General features: G+C 60.2%; 20 protein-coding genes and 4 pseudogenes. 19 read left to right on the forward strand and 5 right to left on the reverse strand.

Annotated features, from left to right (window positions below; translation table 11 throughout):
- Positions 1 to 270 precede the first annotated feature (270 nt).
- On the reverse strand, positions 271 to 684 hold the full coding sequence (locus AWB75_RS30790; protein WP_235012306.1) for a type II toxin-antitoxin system VapC family toxin: 414 nt from the start codon (positions 682 to 684) through the stop codon (positions 271 to 273).
- A 32-nt stretch (positions 685 to 716) separates the two neighbouring features.
- Positions 717 to 971, reverse strand: coding sequence for a type II toxin-antitoxin system Phd/YefM family antitoxin (locus AWB75_RS30795; protein ID WP_061127796.1), 255 nt, complete (start codon positions 969 to 971; stop codon positions 717 to 719).
- 656 nt (positions 972 to 1,627) lie between these two features.
- On the opposite strand from AWB75_RS30795, the gene parS reads away from it, so the two are divergent.
- The 8 genes and pseudogenes from parS to tnpC all read left to right on the forward strand — a co-directional run.
- Positions 1,628 to 2,146: a type II RES/Xre toxin-antitoxin system antitoxin gene (gene parS / locus AWB75_RS30800; RefSeq protein WP_061127815.1), complete on the forward strand. Its 519-nt coding sequence runs from the start codon at positions 1,628 to 1,630 to the stop codon at positions 2,144 to 2,146.
- Positions 2,147 to 2,151: 5 nt separating this feature from the next.
- Positions 2,152 to 2,643, forward strand: a complete 492-nt coding sequence (locus tag AWB75_RS30805; RefSeq protein ID WP_235012307.1) for an RES family NAD+ phosphorylase — start codon at positions 2,152 to 2,154, stop codon at positions 2,641 to 2,643.
- Positions 2,644 to 3,342: 699 nt separating this feature from the next.
- The gene (locus AWB75_RS30810; protein ID WP_061127797.1) at positions 3,343 to 3,777 is read left to right on the forward strand and encodes a hypothetical protein; all 435 of its coding nucleotides are present in this window, start codon (positions 3,343 to 3,345) and stop codon (positions 3,775 to 3,777) included.
- A 343-nt stretch (positions 3,778 to 4,120) separates the two neighbouring features.
- On the forward strand, positions 4,121 to 4,582 hold the full coding sequence (tnpA, locus tag AWB75_RS30815; protein WP_061127798.1) for an IS66-like element accessory protein TnpA: 462 nt from the start codon (positions 4,121 to 4,123) through the stop codon (positions 4,580 to 4,582).
- Positions 4,582 to 4,935 carry an IS66 family insertion sequence element accessory protein TnpB gene (tnpB, locus tag AWB75_RS30820; RefSeq protein WP_061127799.1) on the forward strand — a complete coding sequence of 118 codons (354 nt, stop codon included), beginning with the start codon at positions 4,582 to 4,584 and terminating at the stop codon, positions 4,933 to 4,935. Before tnpA ends, tnpB begins: the two co-directional genes overlap by 1 nt.
- An 89-nt stretch (positions 4,936 to 5,024) precedes the next feature.
- Positions 5,025 to 5,873, forward strand: a pseudogene (locus AWB75_RS30825) (IS66 family transposase); the annotation flags it as partial.
- A gap of 100 nt (positions 5,874 to 5,973) precedes the next feature.
- Positions 5,974 to 6,999 (forward strand): IS110 family RNA-guided transposase, encoded by a 1,026-nt coding sequence (locus tag AWB75_RS30830; RefSeq protein WP_061127802.1) that lies wholly within the window; start codon positions 5,974 to 5,976, stop codon positions 6,997 to 6,999.
- A gap of 317 nt (positions 7,000 to 7,316) precedes the next feature.
- Positions 7,317 to 8,108: pseudogene (tnpC, locus tag AWB75_RS30835) on the forward strand (IS66 family transposase); the annotation flags it as partial.
- Between the two features lie 743 nt (positions 8,109 to 8,851).
- On the opposite strand, the gene AWB75_RS30840 reads toward tnpC, so the two are convergent.
- Complete coding sequence (locus tag AWB75_RS30840; RefSeq protein ID WP_061127816.1) at positions 8,852 to 9,352, reverse strand: winged helix-turn-helix transcriptional regulator; 501 nt, start codon at positions 9,350 to 9,352, stop codon at positions 8,852 to 8,854.
- A gap of 256 nt (positions 9,353 to 9,608) precedes the next feature.
- Here AWB75_RS30840 and AWB75_RS30845 point away from each other — a divergent pair, with 256 nt between their 5' ends.
- The 10 genes from AWB75_RS30845 to AWB75_RS30885 all read left to right on the forward strand — a co-directional run bounded on the left by AWB75_RS30845 (position 9,609) and on the right by AWB75_RS30885 (position 18,862).
- The gene (locus tag AWB75_RS30845; RefSeq protein WP_061127803.1) at positions 9,609 to 10,253 is read left to right on the forward strand and encodes an isochorismatase family cysteine hydrolase; all 645 of its coding nucleotides are present in this window, start codon (positions 9,609 to 9,611) and stop codon (positions 10,251 to 10,253) included.
- Positions 10,250 to 11,827: an aldehyde dehydrogenase (NADP(+)) gene (locus AWB75_RS30850; RefSeq protein ID WP_061127804.1), complete on the forward strand. Its 1,578-nt coding sequence runs from the start codon at positions 10,250 to 10,252 to the stop codon at positions 11,825 to 11,827. Before AWB75_RS30845 ends, AWB75_RS30850 begins: the two co-directional genes overlap by 4 nt.
- A gap of 97 nt (positions 11,828 to 11,924) precedes the next feature.
- Entirely contained in the window at positions 11,925 to 12,263 is a 339-nt protein-coding gene (locus AWB75_RS30855; RefSeq protein ID WP_061127817.1) for a DUF4148 domain-containing protein, read from the forward strand.
- An 80-nt stretch (positions 12,264 to 12,343) separates the two neighbouring features.
- Positions 12,344 to 12,481 carry a hypothetical protein gene (locus tag AWB75_RS37815; RefSeq protein WP_159462821.1) on the forward strand — a complete coding sequence of 46 codons (138 nt, stop codon included), beginning with the start codon at positions 12,344 to 12,346 and terminating at the stop codon, positions 12,479 to 12,481.
- A gap of 46 nt (positions 12,482 to 12,527) precedes the next feature.
- Positions 12,528 to 12,836: a DUF4148 domain-containing protein gene (locus AWB75_RS30860; RefSeq protein ID WP_061127805.1), complete on the forward strand. Its 309-nt coding sequence runs from the start codon at positions 12,528 to 12,530 to the stop codon at positions 12,834 to 12,836.
- Positions 12,837 to 13,036: 200 nt separating this feature from the next.
- Positions 13,037 to 14,386: an epoxide hydrolase gene (locus AWB75_RS30865; RefSeq protein ID WP_061127806.1), complete on the forward strand. Its 1,350-nt coding sequence runs from the start codon at positions 13,037 to 13,039 to the stop codon at positions 14,384 to 14,386.
- Positions 14,387 to 14,495: 109 nt separating this feature from the next.
- Positions 14,496 to 15,905, forward strand: a complete 1,410-nt coding sequence (locus tag AWB75_RS30870; protein ID WP_087087038.1) for an epoxide hydrolase family protein — start codon at positions 14,496 to 14,498, stop codon at positions 15,903 to 15,905.
- Between the two features lie 97 nt (positions 15,906 to 16,002).
- On the forward strand, positions 16,003 to 16,629 hold the full coding sequence (locus tag AWB75_RS30875) for an isochorismatase family cysteine hydrolase (protein WP_061127807.1): 627 nt from the start codon (positions 16,003 to 16,005) through the stop codon (positions 16,627 to 16,629).
- Between the two features lie 41 nt (positions 16,630 to 16,670).
- On the forward strand, positions 16,671 to 18,026 hold the full coding sequence (locus tag AWB75_RS30880) for an epoxide hydrolase family protein (protein ID WP_061127808.1): 1,356 nt from the start codon (positions 16,671 to 16,673) through the stop codon (positions 18,024 to 18,026).
- A gap of 224 nt (positions 18,027 to 18,250) precedes the next feature.
- On the forward strand, positions 18,251 to 18,862 hold the full coding sequence (locus AWB75_RS30885) for a VOC family protein (RefSeq protein WP_061127809.1): 612 nt from the start codon (positions 18,251 to 18,253) through the stop codon (positions 18,860 to 18,862).
- A gap of 20 nt (positions 18,863 to 18,882) precedes the next feature.
- Here the strand turns inward: AWB75_RS30885 and AWB75_RS30890 are convergent.
- Positions 18,883 to 19,085, reverse strand: a pseudogene (locus tag AWB75_RS30890) (DUF188 domain-containing protein); the annotation flags it as partial.
- Positions 19,086 to 20,015: 930 nt separating this feature from the next.
- On the opposite strand from AWB75_RS30890, the gene AWB75_RS30895 reads away from it, so the two are divergent.
- Positions 20,016 to 20,720 (forward strand): LuxR C-terminal-related transcriptional regulator, encoded by a 705-nt coding sequence (locus AWB75_RS30895; protein WP_087087040.1) that lies wholly within the window; start codon positions 20,016 to 20,018, stop codon positions 20,718 to 20,720.
- A 43-nt stretch (positions 20,721 to 20,763) separates the two neighbouring features.
- Here AWB75_RS30895 and AWB75_RS38890 read toward each other — a convergent pair.
- Positions 20,764 to 20,964, reverse strand: a pseudogene (locus AWB75_RS38890) (hypothetical protein); the annotation flags it as partial.

Below are 20,964 nucleotides of genomic sequence, written 5' to 3' on the forward strand. Positions count from 1 at the left end.
CGGTAGGGCTATGGAGGCGCGCCCCGCCCGCCGTGAACAACTTGGTCCCACACGACTAGCTGCGGCGCCGAGACCGCCAGACGCGCCGCATCCGGATGCGCCGGATTGACCACGGCATGGCATTCCGCTCGACGCCCACGGCCCCCCAACCCGGCGACGCGGAACGCACCCCCGCCCATGCCCGCGCTTCGCGCTTCGCGCTTCGCCGGTTCCGGTGACCATTCGACTTTCCGCGGCGGGGTCACGTTGGGCCTGCTCGGCTCCATGGCTTTACTCGGGAACGACGAGGCGCAGCCCTGGCAGGTCAGCGAAGTCGGCGCTATTCAGGGTCATCAGCGCGTAACCGTGTTCGATGGCTTGCGCGGCGAGCCACAAGTCGTTGTACCGAGGCCGTGGCGAACGACCCGATTGTTTGACCGCCGCGGCGAGGACACCGAAGGCCGCTGCCGTGTGCCGGGATACCTCAAGAATCGGCCGCCGCTCGAGCTGTTGGAGGTAGGCCGCGCGCCCGGCCCGCTCGACTGGGTCAACACAGGCTTGCACACCGAAGCCGAGTTCGCCGAGCGAGATCACCGAGATGAACACGGGGGCCTCGCCGGCCAGATCGATTACTGTCTGACCCGCCAGAGTTTTCGCGGCCAGCGCGACCCAAATGCAACTGTCGAGGATCACGCCTTCGTGCACGCCCACGTGCCCGGCTGCGGACATGGCCTGGGTTACGCCCACGGATCCCGCACCCCCTCATCGAAATCGACGCGGCTCTCTTCAAGCCAGGCTTGGGCCTGTTGCGGCGTCAGCACCGCCGGCAGTCCCGCGAGCGCTTGCGCCGCCGTCATCACCGGTTCGGGCGGCACGAGGCGCGCGACCGGCAAATTGTTGCGCTCGATGATCACCGTCTCGCCGTTACGCGCGACGGCGTCGAGGATCTGGCGGGTTTGCCGCGCCAGGTCGGTGGCCGTGATGGTCTGCATGCTTAGCTCCTGCGATTTGTATCAATACGCATTTTACGCATTTCGGCACCGCGTTGGACTTATATTAGCGCCCAGAACGGGGTGTAAAGTGGATGACTCGTCATTTTTGCCATTAAATCGTTCACTGCTAATAATAATTAGCGGGCAAATGCGGCCTACTTCGCCGAACGTCACTCAATCCGGCGTCAAATGCGCGTTTCGAACTGAACATAAGTGTTTCTATCTGCTTTTCGTAGAACGCTTAAAATCGACATTTTTCAGCGCCGAGCACGAACGCCTCGACACCGCAGCGGACCGTTCGCCTGCTACCACGTGGTAGCCAAATTAAAGTACCCCATGGACATCGTCACGCTCAGCCGACGGCAATCGTGCTGGCCCGCACGCAGTCCTTGGCGGCGGTCGCTTTGCCACAGCACTCCGCGTTTTGAAAAGGCCTGAGCCCAGGAAACACGCGGAGCGCGTCGCAACGACGTAGCCGTGGAATTGGTCGTTTCGCGCGAAACGCGATTTTTCACCTTGCGGCTGCCCCGAGCAACTTCGGCGGCTGGGCCCGGAGCGCATTGGCATCAAGCTCTCATGGTCCCGGGCGTCGACGGTGGTAAAATTTCGCCACGTGGCGTAAAATACAGCGACACGTGGCAGATTGGAGGGCCGAAATGAAGCAGACCGCTCGCGGGAGGGAGAATGCAAAGCCGTTTCGCAGCCTTGTTCTTGCCCTTCAGATGCGCATTTCGTCGTTCGGAGCCTACGTCAGCAATGGGACCTCGCTGGTCGCAGACATGACCAAAATTGCCGACATGACCCCGTTACAAGCTCATGATGTTGTAACGAGGGGTCTACCGGTGGCCCTCGCGCGCGACATGATCGACGAATATGGTGTGGTCAGCCGGGAAGCGTTACTTCTTGCAATCGGCGTCAGTGAGCGAACCCTGCAGCGAGGCAAAGACGAAAGCCGCCTGCTCGACAGTAATGCCACGGATCGGCTGCTCAGGCTTGCGTCCATTACGGAACAGTCGATCGATGTGCTTGGATCGAAAGAAGCAGCCGAACAATGGCTATCGCAGCCCGCGATCGGGCTCGACCAGCGTCGGCCAATCGATCTGTTGCAAAGCTCAGAGGGTGCCGAACTGGTCAAGACGCTGCTTACGCGCATGGACTACGGGGTCTACTCTTGACGCCTTTGCCGGCGGGGCTTGGAACGAGCGCACTAACGGTTTGGCGCCTCGAACGAGAGAAGCACTTCCCTACCTGGAACACGGCCGAGGGTGCTTTTCTCGTTGGCGGACGGTGGTCGTCGCCCGGTCAGCGTGTGATCTATGCCTCGCTGGACCCAGCCACTACGATATTGGAAGTGGCCGTGCACAAGGGCTTTAACGTCTTGGATAGCGTGCCACATCGACTACTGGAAATTGAACTCGGAACCACTCCGATCAAAGTCCTCCTCCCTTCGGAGGTTCCAAATCCTCATTGGTTGAGCCCGGGTGCCGTCAGTCCAAATCAACAAAAATTCGGCGACGCGCTCTTAGCTGCAAGCCCGCTCGCCATTGTGCCGAGCACCGTAAGCAACCACTCGTGGAACTTGCTGATTAACATTTCCTCAGCCTCAGATCTGGTGTCTCTGAAGAACCATGAACGATTTGCGCTCGATCCTCGGCTTACGATGATTCGGTAGCCCGAGCGATTGGCGTTTTCGGTATCGCGCAATCGCGCAAGTAGGCGTCGTGATTTAAAATTCGCTTCGGAGCATTTTTTATGCAGCGATATGCAATTTGCGAATGGGAGTCTGTTTGGTCCAGCGAGCCTTCTGAAGCATCGGTTCTTGCTGGACATGGAATCCCGCGTGGTCATCGCTATGCCAAGATTGGATCCGTCGTCGTCGGTCGCCAATGAGCCTGAAGCATGTCGCATACACGCAGCAGATACTCGACGAGGCATACAACTGGATCTGGAGACGAGCCGGAAGGATTTCAGTTCGTTCGCAAAGCGCCCCCCTCCTTGGGCGACGAGAGCGTGGCCCTGGCCGCCCTTTCCAACGGACGAGGATGCAGAAGTACTTGAAGACGATCGTAGCTTCCATGTCCACCGCGATGAGTTCAGCTGCGTTGCAAGTCCACTGCCCTATGTCGTCGATTGGCGAGACAAACTCGCGTCACCCATGGGAATCGCCGATTCGCCAGCAGTCCGCTAGACCTCCCAAAAACGTGAACGGGCTAGAGCCCGCCAAACGAGGTCAGCCTCCGACATTCGACCGCGCTCAACGGATTAACGCAAAAGAAACGGGCTCGCATGCCGTCATACACCGGGTAAAGCCAGTACAGCTGTCCGGGACAGCTCAACCGAATACGCGATTCAAACCGCGGAGAAACCAATCGTGCTCAAGGGAACCGTCAACGTTTTCGAAGTCGGTCAACGACTCCACATCGTCAAGCAGGACATGATCAAGCGTCGCGCTGCAGCCGCAGGAGCTGAAGGGGTGAGCGTCGTGGAGGAGCGAAAGATCGCCTCAGCTTTCTACAAGCTCGTGCAGACAGAAATGGGATTTTCGCAAGCAACAACAGCACAATATGTCCGCGTTTACAAGCGATTCGCTGACTCGAAGCACCGCTCGCAAGTGGAAGCGCTTTTCACGGCCGGCGACCTCGCATTACTTGTCCCTTTTCCGGACGACGAACTCGACAACGTTGTCTCCGCGAAAGAGGCTAATCCAGGTATGACTCGCAACCAGCTTAAGCAACGATTAGGAGCCCGCAAGGCAGGTGAACTTGTGCTTGATTGTCGTCCGGAACATTCCCCTCCTAGGCCGTGAAGCGTGCTAAGTGGGCGGGCCCTACCCTCCGCGAATGCTCTCGCCTCGGCCATCGCCGACATTGACGCTGGTCGCGATCAAAGTCGGCAGCCTATCGGATTGCTGACCTTGGCGGTGTCGCACGGCAGGACTGCAACTGTCTGCGTCAGCGAACTCACACTAACGACCCTCTTCGGCCGTTGAGGCTGGCGCGAGGTGAACGGCGGCTTCCGAGGGCACATCGGTCATCGATCTTTTTGAGTCGTTAAGTAGGTCAAGCGTAAGCGGTAATTCCTCCGCATCTGGTAAGCCCAGTTGAGGAGGGTCAAGCTTGTGTCCGCAACCACAACTTGCGGACGCAAACATGACCTCAGACGATCTTGATTTCCTTCCTCTCAAAGTCACGCACATCGATGAAGGCGGCCGGCGTTGCTTTGATCCAGAGGGCAAGCGCCGGTTGATCGAGGCATGCCAAAGACCGGGAGCGTCAGTGTCCGGGCTAGCCCTCAAGGCTGGCGTGAACGCCAACCAGTTGCGCAAATGGGTCCAGCGCGAGCGCGGACCAGAGTGCCACCGCACGGAGAAGCCTCTTGACATCCACATGCCGGCGTTCGTGCCGGTCGTAGAGCTCGCCCCTTCCGGGGCGGCGACGTCCGAAGCCTTGCCAGCCTCAACGCGACGCGAAGCAGTGCGGCCCTCGCACCGACCGCCGTTGCCCTCACGTCTGGTGGCGCAGTTGCCCAACGGGGTGAGTCTTGAACTTGAATGTGGCCAACAGGATACCGCGCTGCTCACGGCGATGATCGACGCGTTGAGGAGTCGCTGATGCTGCGCTTCGCCGATGACCTGAGTGTCTACCTCTACCGCGAGCCGATCGACTTCCGTTGTGGCATCAATACCCTTGCCGCCCTGGTTGAGGACTCGATGCAGATGGACCCGCTCGCCCGCGCCGTGTATGCATTCCACAACCGCAAATGCGATCGCATCAAGCTCCTGTTGTACGATCGCACGGGATTCTGGCTGCTGCTGCGTCGGCTTGAGGAAGACCGTTTCGTGTGGCCGCGACGGCATCAGGAGGTGATCGAACTGACGACCCAGCAGCTTCACTGGCTGCTCGATGGCATCGACATCGACGCGCTTTGCCGTCATCCTGTGCGCCATTACCAGCACGCCAGCTAGCCCGGTGCGTTGCAGGTAAACAACGGGAGGCGCGCCTTTTACGAATTACGTAAACCTACGGCGCGCCGCGCTTCGCTACCTTGGAGCGCATGAAGAATGCACCAGACCTCAAGCACGTACCTACGGGCGTTCAGGGCTATATCCAGGCCCTCGAGGCGCGTGTAGCCGACGACGCGAAACACATCGGCGAACTGAACCAGCGCGTCGAGCAACTTGAGGAACAGGTCCGCCTGCTGCAGGCCGAGCGTTACGCGCCGAAGAGCGAAAAGCGCAAGGATCGCGTGTTCGACGAAGCCGAGCAAATTGTACGGACCGAACCCTGCGACGAGAACGATGAGGGAGTCCAGTCCGCGCTGCCCGACACCGGATTGCCATCGGCCAGCCAGCCTGAACGACGCAAGGCAGGACGCAAGCCGTTGCCGGCGTACCTGACGCGTGAACCAGTCGAATACGACCTACCGGAGGACCAGCGAGGCTGCCCCTGTTGTGGCAATCCGATGCATCGCATCGGCGAGGACGTCAGCGAACAGTTGCACGTCGAGGTCAAATGGACGGTCCGTAAAAACATACGTTCCAAATGGGCTTGCCGGCACTGCGAGCGTCACGCTGAACATACCCCGGTCGTGCTTGCGCCGATGCCGGTTCAGCCGATTCCGGGCAGTCATGCGGACGCGTCGGTGATCGCGACGGTCGCGACCGCGAAATACGTCGACGGCATGCCGTTGTACCGGATGCAGGCGGCACTCGCACGCTGGCAGATTCCGGTGAGTCGCGGCACGCTTGCCCATTGGGTCATTCGCCCCAGCGAACTGCACTATGGCCGCCTGTACGACGCGCTGCATAAAACGTTGCTGTCGCAACCGCTCATCCACGGTGATGAAACAACCGTGCAGGTACTCAAAGAGCCCGGCAAGTCCGCGTCGAGCAAGAGTTACATGAATGAAAGGGCCTCCCCGCCCCGAGGCTGCGGCGAAAGCCGGCCTCACCCCGCGCCGCAAAGCGAAACTACCCGATCAACACGAACAAGCGAGGAATCTCATGTCTGTTGCCACCGTCGGAATCGATCTCGCCAAGAACGTATTTGCGATTCATGGAGTTGACGCGTCGGGCAAAGCCGTTCTGGTCAAGCCCCGGGTCATGCGTGATCAGCTAGTGGCGCTAATCGCACAGCTGCCGCCGTGTGTGATCGGCATGGAAGCATGCTCGGGCGCCCACCACTGGGCGCGCATATTTCAACAGTACGGGCACACCGTCAAATTGATGGCACCAAAGCTTGTTGCGCCATACCGGATGTCCGGCAAACAAGGCAAGAACGATGCGGCCGATGCAGCCGCCATCTGTGAGGCCGTGACTCGACCCAGCATGCGATTTGTGCCTGTCAAGGATGAACATCAGCAGGCGACCCTTTGTCTGCATCGCACAAGGCAGGGCTTCGTTCAGGAACGCACAGCTACCTATAATCGACTGCGCGGCCTGCTGTCGGAATTCGGGATCGTCTTGCCACAAAGTCCGGAAAAATTGCGAAGCAATATCGCGGCCCGTCTGGATGCGCTGCCAGGTTGGGCGAATCGCTGCATTCGCGATATGCTCGAGCACGTCGATCGCCTCGATGAACGTCTCGAAGAATATGATCGCGCCATCGGCACGCTGGCGCGAGAAGACGAACGTAGTCGTCGGCTTATGCAATTGCGAGGCGTCGGACCAACAACGGCCAGCGCATTGCTCGCGACCCTTGGTGCAGCACGCGACTTCAAGAACGGCCGTCAGGTCGCTGCGTGGTTCGGGCTAACGCCGTCACAGTACAGCAGTGGCGGCAAGGCGCGACTCGGGGGAATCACGAAGGCAGGTGATTCCTACGTGCGTACTCTTCTCGTAAGTGGCGCTCGCGCCGTGATGTCAAATCTACGAGACAAGCAGGACCGTTTCAGCCGCTGGGTCAGATGTCTCGTGGAACGCCGTGGTTATTGGCGTGCGGCGATCGCGATTGCGGCCAAGAACGCGCGAATGGCATGGGCGGTTCTTCGATACGGCGACGACTTCAAGTACGAGCCAGTGAACGCCTGAACGAGGCAACCGAACACCCGTTAAATTAGGAATCTCGCAACGAGAAGCAATATCGGAGCAGATAGAAGATCACTTTGCGCTGCCAGCAGTGATGTGAAGTGGGTTGGACCCGCGCGGGGAGTGCCTGTTAGCACCACGGGGAGTTCGTTCCCGATACATGAATGAGGCCCTCGCGCGCGTCTTTCATCAGGGTCCGGGCACTAGCCCAACATGACCGTTTGTAGTATCGCAGTCCTTCACCTTCACACTTTGCAGACAGTTAAACAAGAGGATCTGAAAATTTGTCGAGCTTGCGCTTAATGGGGAAGCCCTTGTAGTGGTGCTACCGCAGCGCCCAGGACTGCGCCGAGCCCGTGGTGCTGTTCGAGTATCAGTCGGGACGCGGCCAGGAGCATCCGAAGAAGTTTCTGGGCGACTACAGCGGCATGCTGATGAGCGACGGCTACAGTGCCTGGCGCACGCTTAAAAAGGCAACGCACTTCGGATGCATGGCGCACGCGCGCAGGCTATTCGTCAAGGCGGATAAGGCGGCTACAAAAAAGACGGATTCTGGCAAGCAGAAGATGCCGAACGCTCGCGTGGCGAAGGCGCTTGAGTACTTCCAGGCCCTATACCGCGTTGAGGCACTGGCCAAAGGCGATCTGCCCGCCGGCCAGACACGTGTGGACTATACGTACGACTTGCGGCAAAAACACAGTGTGCCGCTGCTTGAGGCCTTCAAGGCGTGGCTCGATGAACTGGCACCGAAGGTGACGCCGCAGAGCCTGCTCGGCAAGGCGATTGCCTATACGCGCAACCAGTGGGAATATCTCAGTCGCTACGTCACTGATGGTCGCGCCGCGCTCGATAACAATGTGATCGAGCGCGACGTAAGGCCGTTTGCCACTTCGAGAAGATCGTGGCTGTTCAGTGACACGGTTGATGGCGCAAAGGCCAGCGCCACGATCTACAGCCTGGTGCTGACATGCCGGGCTTGCGGCGTCGAGCCGTACGACTACCTGCTGCATGTCCTCACGGAGCTGCCGCAGCGTGCGCCGGATGCGGACGTGACTGACCTGCTGCCGTTCAATTATGCACGGCAACAGCAGGCCAAGGCGGAGACCGGCTGACTTACAGGCCGCGCGCCGGTCATCGTGACTGCGCGCTTCCATCACCCCGATGCAGACTCACGAGTCGATATCAACCGCCGCGGTGCGGCACCGCTCGATCGTCACTTGCAAACAATTCTCGATACGGTGTGCTAAAGCTGGCGCTTACGGTCAAGCGAGTGCAGCGAGACGGCGCAGATGAGCACCCGAGTCCTGCTGGCGTATCTGATGTGGTGGTAGCCCCATCGCATGAAACAACAGCGAAGACGCTAGGTGACGCAGGTTGGCACCGGTATCGCCGGGTGCGCATCCTGCTTCTGATCGATGTACGTCCAACCATTTGTTCAACTCGCTGGAAGACACATCGTTGGCGCGGCGACGGCGGAAGCATTTGCGCCGCCGCTGACACACGACTCCTTGCTCGGCGCGACACGTCGCCGGGGAAGGCCGATCGGTCACGATGACGCGACGGCCTTCTGCCGTGCCGCCAAAGGTTAGCCGGTGCGTCTTGCGCGGATGCACCCCGGCCCTGCTCGTGTTGGCGGCGGATCGGGAGGAGTGACGGCGGCGCGATCAGTCGAAGACCACCTCGGTCGAATGGCGACCTTGCAACCTCTCTTGACCGGGCGGCAGAGTGTGCCAAGTCCCGGATATCAAAATCAGCTGGTAGCAAGCCGGTTCGTTACTGAACTTCCTTTCCCGTTAGATTGAGGCATGCTCCCAGTGGCCACATGGGAGTCCGGTGCCGCCTTTCTGACTTCTCGTCATTTCCGTTTGAAGGAAGTGCGTCGCGCGGCGCGTTCCGTCGCGAAACTATCGCTCATTGAGGCGTCCAGATCCTTACGCTCCACTGGTTTCCCGCAGTGCGGGCATACGTTGGCGAGCCCGACATCGTGACCGCATTCGCGATGCACGAAATGCATCGCCACTTCCTCATTCTTCTCCTTGCGCCAGGTTTCGCCCCATGCCCGTAGCGCGTAGATCACGGGATAGAACGCCAAGCCCTTCTTCGTCAGGCGGTATTCGTAGCGCAACGGCTTTTCGCTGTACGGCTGGCGTTCGACCATGCCGTCCGCTTCGAGCGCCTTCAACCGCGTGGTCGTCATCTGTGGCGTAGCTTCGGTCTGGATCTGTATGTCCTCGAACCGCGTTGCACCCATGTACAGCTCCCGCAGTACAAGGATGGTCCAGCGATCGCCCACCACATCTACCGAGCGTGCCACTGGGCACACCGTATCTGCCTTGTCATCCGATACAGAAGCCACGACGACTCTCCAATAGTAACTATTATTTTCATAGTAGCATGCTCGGCGCATTTGCGCCTGTCGCGCCGCTTCGCTCGGGAAGGCCTGCGTTTAGTTTCACTATGACAATCATAGTTATTCTTGCGTCTTCACTATGCTTTTCATAGTTATACTAGGCCATACCGATGCGCGAGACGTCGCGCATTCCGAACAAGGCAGTCCGGCGGCACGGGGACACCCGACCCCGGTCGCACACCCTTTTTGAAGGAGTACTAAAATGGCTAACCCTGTTTATCGCAAGGAGCGAACCGGCCTGCTGCTGGTGGATCCGTATAACGATTTCCTGTCCGATGGCGGCAAGGTGTTCCCGATGCTCAAGGACATCGCCGACGACGTTCGCCTGCTCGACAACCTGCGCACATCGGTCGCGGCCGCACGCTCGTCGGGCATCCAGGTGTTCTATGTACCGCATCGGCGCTGGCAGCCTGGCGACTACGACAACTGGGAACACCCGAATCCGACGCAACGCCTGATTCAGCAGCGACACACGTTCGCGAAGGGGACGTGGGGCGGTGAATGGCATCCGGACTTCGTGCCGCAGGACGGCGACATCGTCATCCAGGAGCACTGGGGGCAAAGCGGCTTCGCCAATACCGACCTCGACTTCCAGCTCAAGCAGCAAGGTATTACGCACGTAATCGTCGTGGGCCTGCTGGCGAATACCTGTATTGAATCGACCGCGCGCTACGCCATGGAGCTTGGCTATCACGTGACGCTCGTCCGCGATGCTACCGCTGCATTCTTTAAGGAGATGATGCACGCCGCGCACCACCTGAACGGGCCGACATATGCCCACGAAATCCTGACGACGGCTGAGCTGGTTGCCGCCCTGCCCATTTCATCGCAGGGGAACGCAGCATGAATCTGACCGGCAATCTCCTGATCGGCGCGCAGGAAATGCGTGCTACGGCGGGCACAATGCAGGCGCTCAATCCCGCAACCAATCTCTATTTCGCACCGGACTTCGCCTTTGGTGGCATCGAGGAAGTCGACCGCGCGGCGCAACTGGCCGACGACGCCTTCGACAGCTACAACGACACCAGCCTGGATGTGCGTGCCGCTTTCCTGGAGCGCATTGCCGATGGGCTCGATGCCAATGCCCCGGCCCTGGCCCAACGTGCCGCGCTAGAAACCGGCTTGCCGGCCGCGCAGCTCGAAGCGGAAGCCGCCAAGGCGGCCGCGCAGTTCCGTCAGTTCGCCACGGTCGTGCGTCAGGGACGCTTTCGACAGGCAACGATCGATCCCGCGCAGCCCGAGCGTCAGCCCCGGCCACGCATGGATCACCGGATGCAGAAGATCGGCCTTGGTCCGATTGCAATCTTCGGGGCAAGCAATTTCCCCATCTCGTATTCAGTCGCGGGCGGCGACACGGCGTCCGCGCTGGCGGCCGGTTGTCCGGTCATCCTGAAGGCTCACAACGCCCATCCCGGCGCATCGAAAATCATGGGCCGCATCATCCAGCAGGCCATAACGGACTCGGGGCTGCATGAAGGTGTCTTTTCCCTGGTGCGCGGCGACGGCAATGCGATCGGCGAAGCGCTGGTGGACCATCCGCTGGTCAAGGGCGTGACCTTCACAGGTTCCGAGGCGGGCGGCATGGCACTATTCCGGCGCGCTCAGCAGCGTCCGGATCCGATCCCGGTCTTCACGGAGATGACCAGCGTCAACCCCACCTTCGTGCTGCCCATCGCGCTCCTCTCGCGTGGCAGCGAGATTGGCGACGGCTTCGCCGAACGCATGCTGGTGAACGTGGGCCAGGCTTGCCTGAAGCCGGCGATCCTGCTCGCCGTCGGCGGCCCGGGCTACAGCGAACTGAAGCAGGCGATGATTGCCCGTATCAACGCGATGCCATCTCGCACGATGCTGACGCCAGGCATCAACATGGCGTACCACAAGAATGTGACCCGTCAGCTCGCCGCGGGGGCGGAGCAGATCGCGGCGGGTGGCCGTCCCGAAAGCGAGTGGGATGGCCAGTCATTCCTCTTCGAGATTGATGGCTCGCGCCTGCTTGAAGAGCCGGCATTGTCGGAAGAGGTCTTCGGCCCTGCGGCACTGCTGGTGCGCGTAAGGGATGACGGGCAACTGGTTGCCCTCGCGAGGCAGTTCCGCGGCCAGCTCTCGGCGACGATGCATATCGAACACGCTGATCATGCGCTGGCTGCAAGGCTCTTGCCTGTCCTGCAACGCCGCACTGGCCGCATCGTCATCAATGCGTTTGCGCATCCGCAGGAAGTGTCCTACGCATCGATTCACGGCGGCCCGTTCCCGGCGTCTTCCGATAGCCGTTTCACGTCGGTTGGCATGAGCGCGATCGAACGCTTCCTCCGGCCGGTCTGCTACCAGGGCTTCCCCGACGAGCTGTTGCCGGAGGCGCTCCGGCACGACAACCCGCGCGGCCTCTGGCGGCTGGTGGACGGCGAACTGTCGAAGGCCTGATTCCGGCAGGCATCCGCCGGCGCCATAGCTGCGCGCGGGTGGAAATCCGTAACTCACTAACCCGTTGCTGACGCAACGTCTGGAAAAGGTGTTTAACATGAATCGCGCTTATCACGCTCTACTTATCGCGGCTGCACTTTGTTTGCCGCTTGCCACCCAAGCTCAACCCCAATCGACGGTGACGCGCGCCCAGGTTCGCGCCGAACTCGTCGCTGCGGAACAGGCCGGTCAGTTTCCGCAGAGCGACACGCGCTATCCGGAACCGGCGAACTACCCGGTCGCTGTGCCGCATGTGTTCCATCGCTCGCATGATGTCGCCGCAACGTCGTATGGCCCGTCGGCGAACGGCAGCGCCGATTCGGGTTTCCGCGCGACGCGTGCCCGTTCGTTCGCCACTGCGCCGATCGGGTTCAACGACATCTATCGTGGCCAGTAACTTTGCCGCGTGAACGGCAACCATTCGGGTTGACATGTGCATATGCACTTACGCTCAACGGTCTCGAAAGGAGAAGTGATATGTCCGCAAAAGCCGCGGTGCTCATAACGGGCACGTCCACCGGCATCGGCGCCGCGTATGCCGATCATGTCTTCCTGATGGCCCTCAGTTACACGCAAGCCACCCGCAGTTTGTTGAGCTCCCAAAAAAACGGGTGATTTCTCGCCCGCCTACCGAATTTGAAACCCGCTGGAGGTAGTTACCATGAAATCTCTGATTCAAGCCATTGCCGTTGCCACTGCCCTCGCTGCGCCTGTCGCGGTGTTCGCCCAGGCGAACCAGCCCGTCACCCGTGCGCAGGTGCGCGCTGAGCTGATACAGCTCGAAAAGGCCGGCTATAACCCGGCCCATGGCCAGGACCCCTATTACCCGGCCGACATTCAGGCAGCCGAAGCAAAGGTAGCTGCACAGAATGCCGCGACAGGCATCGGCGGCGTCGCCGGCGGTTCGTCGGACGCGGGTCGCCCGGCCATCTCGAAGGCTGACCGGAACGCGCTGTACAACCATCACTGACCGGCAGTTGCCCGAGCGACAACAGAGCGCCGATCGCATTCCATCCTTCGGCAGAGCCCAGAGCGCTCGGTCCACCCGTGCGGCATCTCGTGATCTGGCCGTGTCGCAAAGTCGCGTGCTCCTCGCAACATCTGCCTTCGATAACGCTAACCGAGCGCATAACCCGGCGCGCGCCGCAGGCCGTGCGCTCTTTTCGGAGAATGACCGTGTTTATCATATCGCCAGCGCCAATCAGGCGCAGCTTTCTTGCATCGACGGCGGCTGCCCTCGGCCTTGTCCTGACCGCTACCTTTAGCTACGTCCATGCGGCTCCGGTTGCGGACCAGCCTTCCGCGACACAGCGCGCAACGGCTGAGGACGACTCGATCCGTCCGTTCCCGAAGATCCATGTGTCCGACGAGGCTCTCGCGGACCTGCGTCGGCGGATCGCCGCCACGCAATGGCCCGACAAGGAGACCGTCACAGATGCTTCGCAGGGCGTGCCGCTCGCGACCATGCAGGAACTCGCACGCTATTGGGCGACGGACTATGACTGGCGCAAGGCTGAAGCGAAGCTGAATGCACTTCCGCAGTTCGTAACGACCATCGACGGGGTGGACATTCACTTCATCCATGTTCGTTCGAAGAACCCCAATGCGCTTCCGTTGATCATCAACCACGGCTGGCCCGGCTCCGTGCTCGAGCAGATCAAGCTGATCGGACCGTTAACCGACCCTGTCGCGTATGGCGGGAAAGCCGAAGATTCGTTCGATGTGGTCATCCCGTCGATGCCGGGCTACGGTTTCTCTGGGAAGCCGACGACCACCGGCTGGGGGCCCGAGCATATGGCGCGCGCCTGGGCGGAACTGATGCGCCGTCTCGGATACACGCACTACGTCGCTCAGGGCGGCGACTGGGGGGCGTTCGTCGTCGATCAGATGGGTTTGCAGGCGCCTCAGGGACTGCTCGGCATCCACACCAACATGCCCGCGACGGTTCCAGCCGACGTCGACAAGGCGCTCCAGATCGGCGCCCCGGCGCCAGCCGGTTTGTCAGCGGAGGAGAAACGCGCCTACGGGCAGCTCGCCCTGACGTTCAAGGAAGTGGACTACGCCCGGTTGATGGGCTCGCGTCCGCAGACGCTCTACGGCATTGCCGATTCACCTGTTGGCCTCGCCGCGTGGCTCCTCGATCACAACGATGCCGATGGCCAGCCGGCCGCGGCAGTCGTCTCGGCCCTGAACCGGACCACGAGCGCCACGGGCGACCTGACGCGTGACGAGATACTCGACAACATTACGTTGTACTGGCTGACGAATACCGGGGTATCTGCGTCTCGTCTGTACTGGGAATACAAGGGCGGCTTCTTTAACGCCAAAGGCGTCAAGATCCCCGTGGCCGTGAGCGTGTTCCCCGGCGAGCAATATCAGGCGCCGCGGAGCTGGACCGAGAAGGCCTACCTCCACCTCGTCTATTACCACCGGGCTGAGAAAGGCGGCCACTTCGCAGCATGGGAGCAGCCGATGATCTTCGCCCAGGAACTTAGGGCGGCCTTCAGGCCGCTGCGTTGAGCCAGGGGACGCCGACGGTCTTCCTCCCCGCCGTCCGCGTCTTCACCCCACGAATTTCAAGGGTGTGCCGGTAGCCGTCGGGCGCCTTCCGCCGATTAGGAGCTTGATCATGTTCGGACTTTATTCGCTGATTGGCAGACGGCGTCATCTTGCCGCTTCCGCATTGGCCGCAGCGGCCATCGGCATTGTTCTTCCCGCGCTCGCGGCACACGCCGAAACGACACTTTCGACGTCCGGTGGCGTAGAGGTCGCTGTGCAGTCGCCCATCACCTCGAACTCCGGCGCGGCGACTGCGCAGGCTTCCGGGATCCGGGCCGCCGCAGCGGCGTCGAGCGCAGACAACACGTCGATCCGTCCGTTCCCAAAAGTCCATGTGTCTGATGAGGCTCTCGCGGACTTGCGTCGGCGGATCGCCTCGACAAAGTGGCCCACGCAGGAAACGGTAACGGATGCATCGCAAGGCGTGCAGCTCGCAACGATGCGCGAACTCGCGAGCTATTGGCAGTCCGATTACGACTGGCGCAAGGTCGAAGCGACGCTGAATGCCTTGCCGCAATTCGTGACCAACATCGACGGGGTGGACATCCATTTCATCCAAGTTCGTTTGAAGAACAGGAACGCGTTGCCGGTGATCATCACGCACGGATGGCCGGGCTCGATCATCGAGCAGTTGAAGGTCATCGATCCGCTGACAAATCCAACGGCCCATGGCGGCAGTGCATCGGACGCTTTCGATGTAGTGATTCCGTCGCTGCCGGGCTACGGGTTTTCAGGGCAGCCCACCACACCCGGCTGGGATCCTGCTCACATCGCACGCGTCTGGACCGTGCTGACGAGGCGCCTCGGATATCAGCACTTTGTGGCGCAGGGCGGCGATTGGGGGGATGCGGTATCGGAGCAGATGGCACTGCAGGCGCCACCGGAATTGCTCGGCATTCACACGAATATGCCGGCCACTGTGCCGGACAATGTTGCAAAGGCGCTTCAGTCAGGTGGCCCGGCGCCCGCGGGCCTCTCAGCCGACGGGAAGCATGCCTACGACCAGCTTGATGTCTTCTACAAGCATGGCTTGGGCTACGCCCAGGAGATGGCGAATCGCCCGCAGACGCTCTATGGGATCGAGGATTCGCCTGTCGGCCTCGCGAGCTGGATGCTCGACCACGACGCGCGCAGCTATGCGCTCATTGCACGCGTTTTTGACGGTCAATCCGAGGGCCTCACGCGAGACGACATCCTCGACAACATCACGCTTTACTGGCTGACGAACACGGCCGTCTCTTCGGCTCGTCTCTATTGGGAAAACACGCTCGACTTTTTTGCACCGAAGCACATCACCATTCCGGTTGCCGTGAGCGTCTTTCCCGATGAGATCTATGCGGCACCGCGGAGTTGGACGGAGAAGGCATATCCGAAGCTCATTCACTACAACCGTCTCCCCAAAGGCGGGCACTTTGCGGCCTGGGAGCAGCCGCAGCTCTTCGTCCAGGAAGTCAGGACGGCATTCAGGCCTCTGCGTTAGAAATCGCTCGAAACGGACGGCGTCGCTCCGGCGCCATCCCTTCCACTCTCAGCCAATAAGCTGAAATCCCTACCCCAACAATCCTTGGAGAAATCTCATGAGCGAAGTGAAATATCCCATTGATCGCACCGCTTACCTGCTGGTCGATCCCTACAATGATTTTCTGTCGGAAGGCGGAAAGGTCTATCCCTTTGTCGAACCGATTGCCCAGACGGTCGGCCTGCTCGAGAACCTGCGCGCGCTGGACCGCGCCATCCGTGCCCGTGGCATTCCGGTGGTCATCGTACCGCACCGTCGTTGGGAGCCGGGCGACTATGAAGACTGGGACCATCCCAATCCCAATCAGCTCAAGGTCATGCACGGCCATCACTTTGCGCGCGGGGAATGGGGCGGCGAATGGCATCCCGACTTCGCCCCCAAGAGCGGCGACATCATCGCCAAGGAGCATTGGGGCTCGAGCGGGTTCGCCAATACTGATCTTGATTATCAGCTCAGGCAGAAGGGCATCACGCATGTGATCGTCGTCGGCCTGCTGGCGAATACCTGCATCGAAGCGACTGCCCGCTACGCGACGGAGCTCGGCTACCACGTCACGCTCGTGCGAGATGCGACCGCCGCCTTCAGGCCGGAGATGATGCATGCCGCGCATGAGCTCAACGGCCCCACGTACGCCCACGCCATTGTGACGACCGACGAACTCATCGCGTCCCTGAACCAGCAGTAGAAGTTTTCGACAACCGGGCCTTAGCCCCACCTGGAACTCGTATGTCAAACAATATCCCACCTCAAACCCCGTCGCGTCGCCGTTTTATTAGCGTGGCTGCGGCGACCGTTGCTGCGGGCTCGCTGAGTCGGCTCGCATTTGCGGATACGGATCAAGCGATTACCGAAGTTTCTCAGGCGACGGGCAGTGCCAAGACTGCTATTCGTCCGCTTCATGTGCATGTGCCGGAACCCCAACTCGTCGACTTGCGAAGACGCGTCAACGCGACGAGATGGCCCGAACGCGAGACCGTCACCGATGACTCGCAAGGTGTGCCGCTCGCGATGATTCAGGAACTCGCGCGTCATTGGTCGACCGATTACGACTGGCGTAAGGTCGAGGCGAAACTGAACGCGCTGCCGAATTTCGTGACCCAAGTCGATGGGCTGGACATTCATTTCATCCACGTTCGCTCGAAGCATGAAAACGCGATGCCGCTCATCGTCACGCATGGGTGGCCCGGTTCGGTCATCGAGCAGCTCAAGATCATCGATCCGCTGATCAATCCCACCGCATATGGCGCGAGCGCGTCGGACGCTTTTCACCTGGTTATTCCGTCTTTGCCCGGCTACGGATTTTCAGGCAAACCGGCCACGACCGGCTGGGGTCCGGAGCGTACCGCGCGTGCCTGGGTCGTACTCATGAAGCGCCTTGGATACATGCAGTTTGCGGCGCAAGGCGGCGATCTGGGCGGTGTCGTCAGCAACGTGATGGGCAAGCAGGCGCCGCCGGAATTGTTGGGCATTCACGTCAACTTCCCCGCGACGGTTCCGCTGGATATTGCAAAGGCGCTTCAAGCCGGTGATCCGCCGCCAGCCGGCCTCGTGGACGAAGAAAGGCACGCTTACGAGCAATTGAGCAGCGCGGCAAAGAAGCGACGCGCCTATGCATTGCAGATGGGCACACGCCCGCAAACGCTCTACGGACTCGCAGACTCACCTGTCGGACTGGCAAGCTGGCTTCTCGATCACGGTGACGGCTACGTTCAGCCGGCTGCGGCACTGACTTCGGCCGTGTTCGGGCGCCCCGTCAATGGAGAATCCGCAGGCAACCTGACACGGGACGACGTCCTCGACGACATCACACTCTACTGGTTCACGAACACCGGGGTTTCCGCGGCTCGATTCTATTGGGAGTCCCACTTCAATCTCATAGGCGCCGCCAATGTGTCCGTCCCGGCGGCCGTGAGCGTGTTTCCTCGCGAAAACTATCAGGCCCCGCTGAGCTGGACAAAGCGGGCGTATCACAACCTCATCTATTACAACCGGCTCGACAAGGGCGGGCACTTTGCGGCGTGGGAGCAGCCGCAATTATTTGCAGAGGAGGTTCGCGCGGGCCTCAGATCGCTGCGCAAGTAGCGCTCATCGATGTTTCTCCACGCATGATTCCAAGTGAATGCCTTCGGCCGCCTGCCGGACGGCACGCAAATCGGACCCTTGCTGGCGCCGAACCCTCGAAGGCGCCCGGTCGAACCTGACGGCCGCAATCAGGTAGCTCGGTTGCTAGCGCGTGCCGACGCCGCGGTATGGACGGAGATGCCTTCACATTCTGCAAAGCAAATCTCCCTGAATGGAGTTTGATTATGAAAGTCACTGCCACGAACGACCTGAAGCTCGAAGTGGTCGTCATCCCCGTTTCGGACGTCGATCGCGCCAAGCGTTTCTATAGCAGCCTCGGCTGGAAGCTTGACGCCGAGATCAACAAGGGAGACGCCTTCCGGATCCTGCAGTACACGCCGCCGGGCTCGCCCGGATCGATCCACTTCGGCAAAGGGGTCACGACGGCCACACCGGGCTCGGCCCAGCTCTATCTCGTCGTGTCCGACATCGAGGCGGCTCGCGCCGAGCTCATCGACCTGGGCGTGGACGTGAGCGAAGTGTTCCACCTGACCCCCGGCGAACCCGCCCAGAGCGGTCCGCATCCGCAGCGCAACACCTACTCCTCATACGCCAGGTTCATCGACCCGGACGGCAACAGTTGGCTGCTGCAGGAAGTCACCACGCGCCTGCCCGGTCGTGTGAGCCTCGATACGAAGTTCACGTCGCCGAACGACCTCGCGGCCGCGCTGCGGCGTGCCGCCGCTGCACACGGCGAACATGAGAAGTGCGCTGGCGGCAAGCACGACGACAACTGGCCGGAGTGGTACGCCCAGTACCTCGCGCGCGAGCAGTCCGGCGAATCGCTGCCAGCGTAGGCAGCGATGCGATGGCCACCGGCGGCGAGCGGTATGTCACCTGAATTCATCAGGTCGCCTGACGCGACCAGTTCGACGATCCGAGCGTCGGCCGCGTTAAAACCCACCGCCACCTGAATCGACCTGGCCAAGGAAGATGGCGGGCTGCACAAATATTGGTTCGCAACCAGCGTCGCGACAACATGGCTTTGATGCAACCGTCAGCGTCGACCAGCACTTGCATGAAGGCAACTCCAGTGCATTAAAAGACGGTCATATATCAAGATCGGTGGTGGTCTCGCTGTGGGTCGGAATGGCTCTACGGACAGCCATCAAATCGATTCGAGCACGAAGGGCCGTTATCCGGCGGGGAGTCGACATTTGAATGTCCTTGAGAAAGCACGCGGCAATGGCGGCAGATGGCCGTCAGCTCGCGTTCGAGCCGCTCATCAGAGGGCCGACGTCGCGAATCGCAAGGTCGGCTCTATCGAACTTTGATCGATCTGGCGCTCTCGGCCATGAGCCGTCATTCGTCGGTAGCCGTACTCAGACATTCGGGCGACTGTATCGCTCAGTAAGCGAACGTTCGACAACATTTGGAGTGGATTGAGGAGTAGCCGCGGGAGCACTGCACATGAATTCGCAGTTCAGCGAATTCTTGCGGAGACGTCGGAGAACAAGGCGGCGACAAGACTCTGCAAAACGGTCGGGATGCGTGTTGGGATCTTTCGCGACCGCCGAATGTTGCTAATGCGGCGTTGGCTTGCTGGCAAAGAATCGGCGAGGCGACTGTCGGTACGCAGCAAGACATCCAACGACGAGGCTGTCGGCGCGCCAGACACTTCCCGGATCGCAGTCACGTCCGCGGCTGCCGCGGAGGCCCGATTCGCTCGTGCAACGCCCTGCAAGTGAATCCACCACCAAGTGTCCTATTTTTCTACAACGCACAGTACTCAAACGCATCTCCTGTTTCGACGAATAAATAACTCCGCTGCGCAATATTTTAAGGCGGTGAGGCAGCAACCCCTCGCAAGAGTCGCAAAAAGGGAGGCTCGCTATCGTCTTTCAAGGGTCTGTGGCTTCGCCCGACATGCTATGCTGCTAAGGAATGTTTCGCGCAAATGTAGCGTACGATCGATTGCCTTTCTCGGATGTACGAAGAGGATAAGCGACCATGAAAATCCTGTGGGTCGATGACCACGAAATTCTTTGCGTTGCTCTTTGCGAATATGTTCAAACACACGCGTCCGAGCTGAGCGCAACCGCAATCGACATTACGCCCGTCTTTACGCTCGTCAGCGGGCTTGAAGAAGTCAACAAGACACCGCCGCCAGACTTGGTATTCCTGGATCTTAATCTGGATGGTGAGAACCGCGGCGCCGCGACACTCGAGCATTTCCAGGCCAGAAATCTAGCCAATGTTCCCGTGGTCATCTGCACTGGACTTGCTCCTAGAAACGATGATGAAATTGAAATTTTGCGAATTTGCATGCGTGACTACGCCGCTCGAGGAATTTTGTTGAAAGGAGGCGCGCACAAAAAAATGTTCGTTGGACTGAGCAGGATCTTGGGAGGTGAACTCTGGATCCCAGAAGAAGTCTTGCTCCGCTTTGCCTGCTCGACTCAAGCTCCCTTAGGTAACCAAAATCAACGTCATCTTGGGCTTTCTCCTCGAGAGTGGGACGTGGCGCGTTGCATTGCACGTGGTCTCTCAGGGAAACAGATCGCAAGAGAGCTTGGCGTCTCCGAAGGACACGTCAGACAGGTTTCCTGCGTTACTTACGACAAACTTCAAGTCAGAAACCGCGTAGAAGCTGCACTGCGAGTCAATGCCGAGCTGACCCATGGAAGGGGAGCAACAGATACGCGACTGTCGTGACGATCTCTTCTGCACCGCTCTTCATGTTTCGCTGCCATCACTTTTAAGCGCCTTCGGTCAACGTTTTTGGCTTATATTTTGCAAGTGCGGTTAATAAGGTTCGCTCAGAAACCGGTTTTGACAAAAGCTTCATGCCACTGACGGCTACTTTTTTGAGCACTGCTGATGAGGTGTCCCCCGACCACAGGATTGCAGGGATCGAAATGTTGGTAGCAGAGCGGACCGCCATAATCGCAGCAATACC

Source organism: Caballeronia catudaia (assembly GCF_001544755.2).
In the GTDB taxonomy this organism is placed as follows: Bacteria; Pseudomonadota; Gammaproteobacteria; order Burkholderiales; family Burkholderiaceae; genus Caballeronia; species Caballeronia catudaia.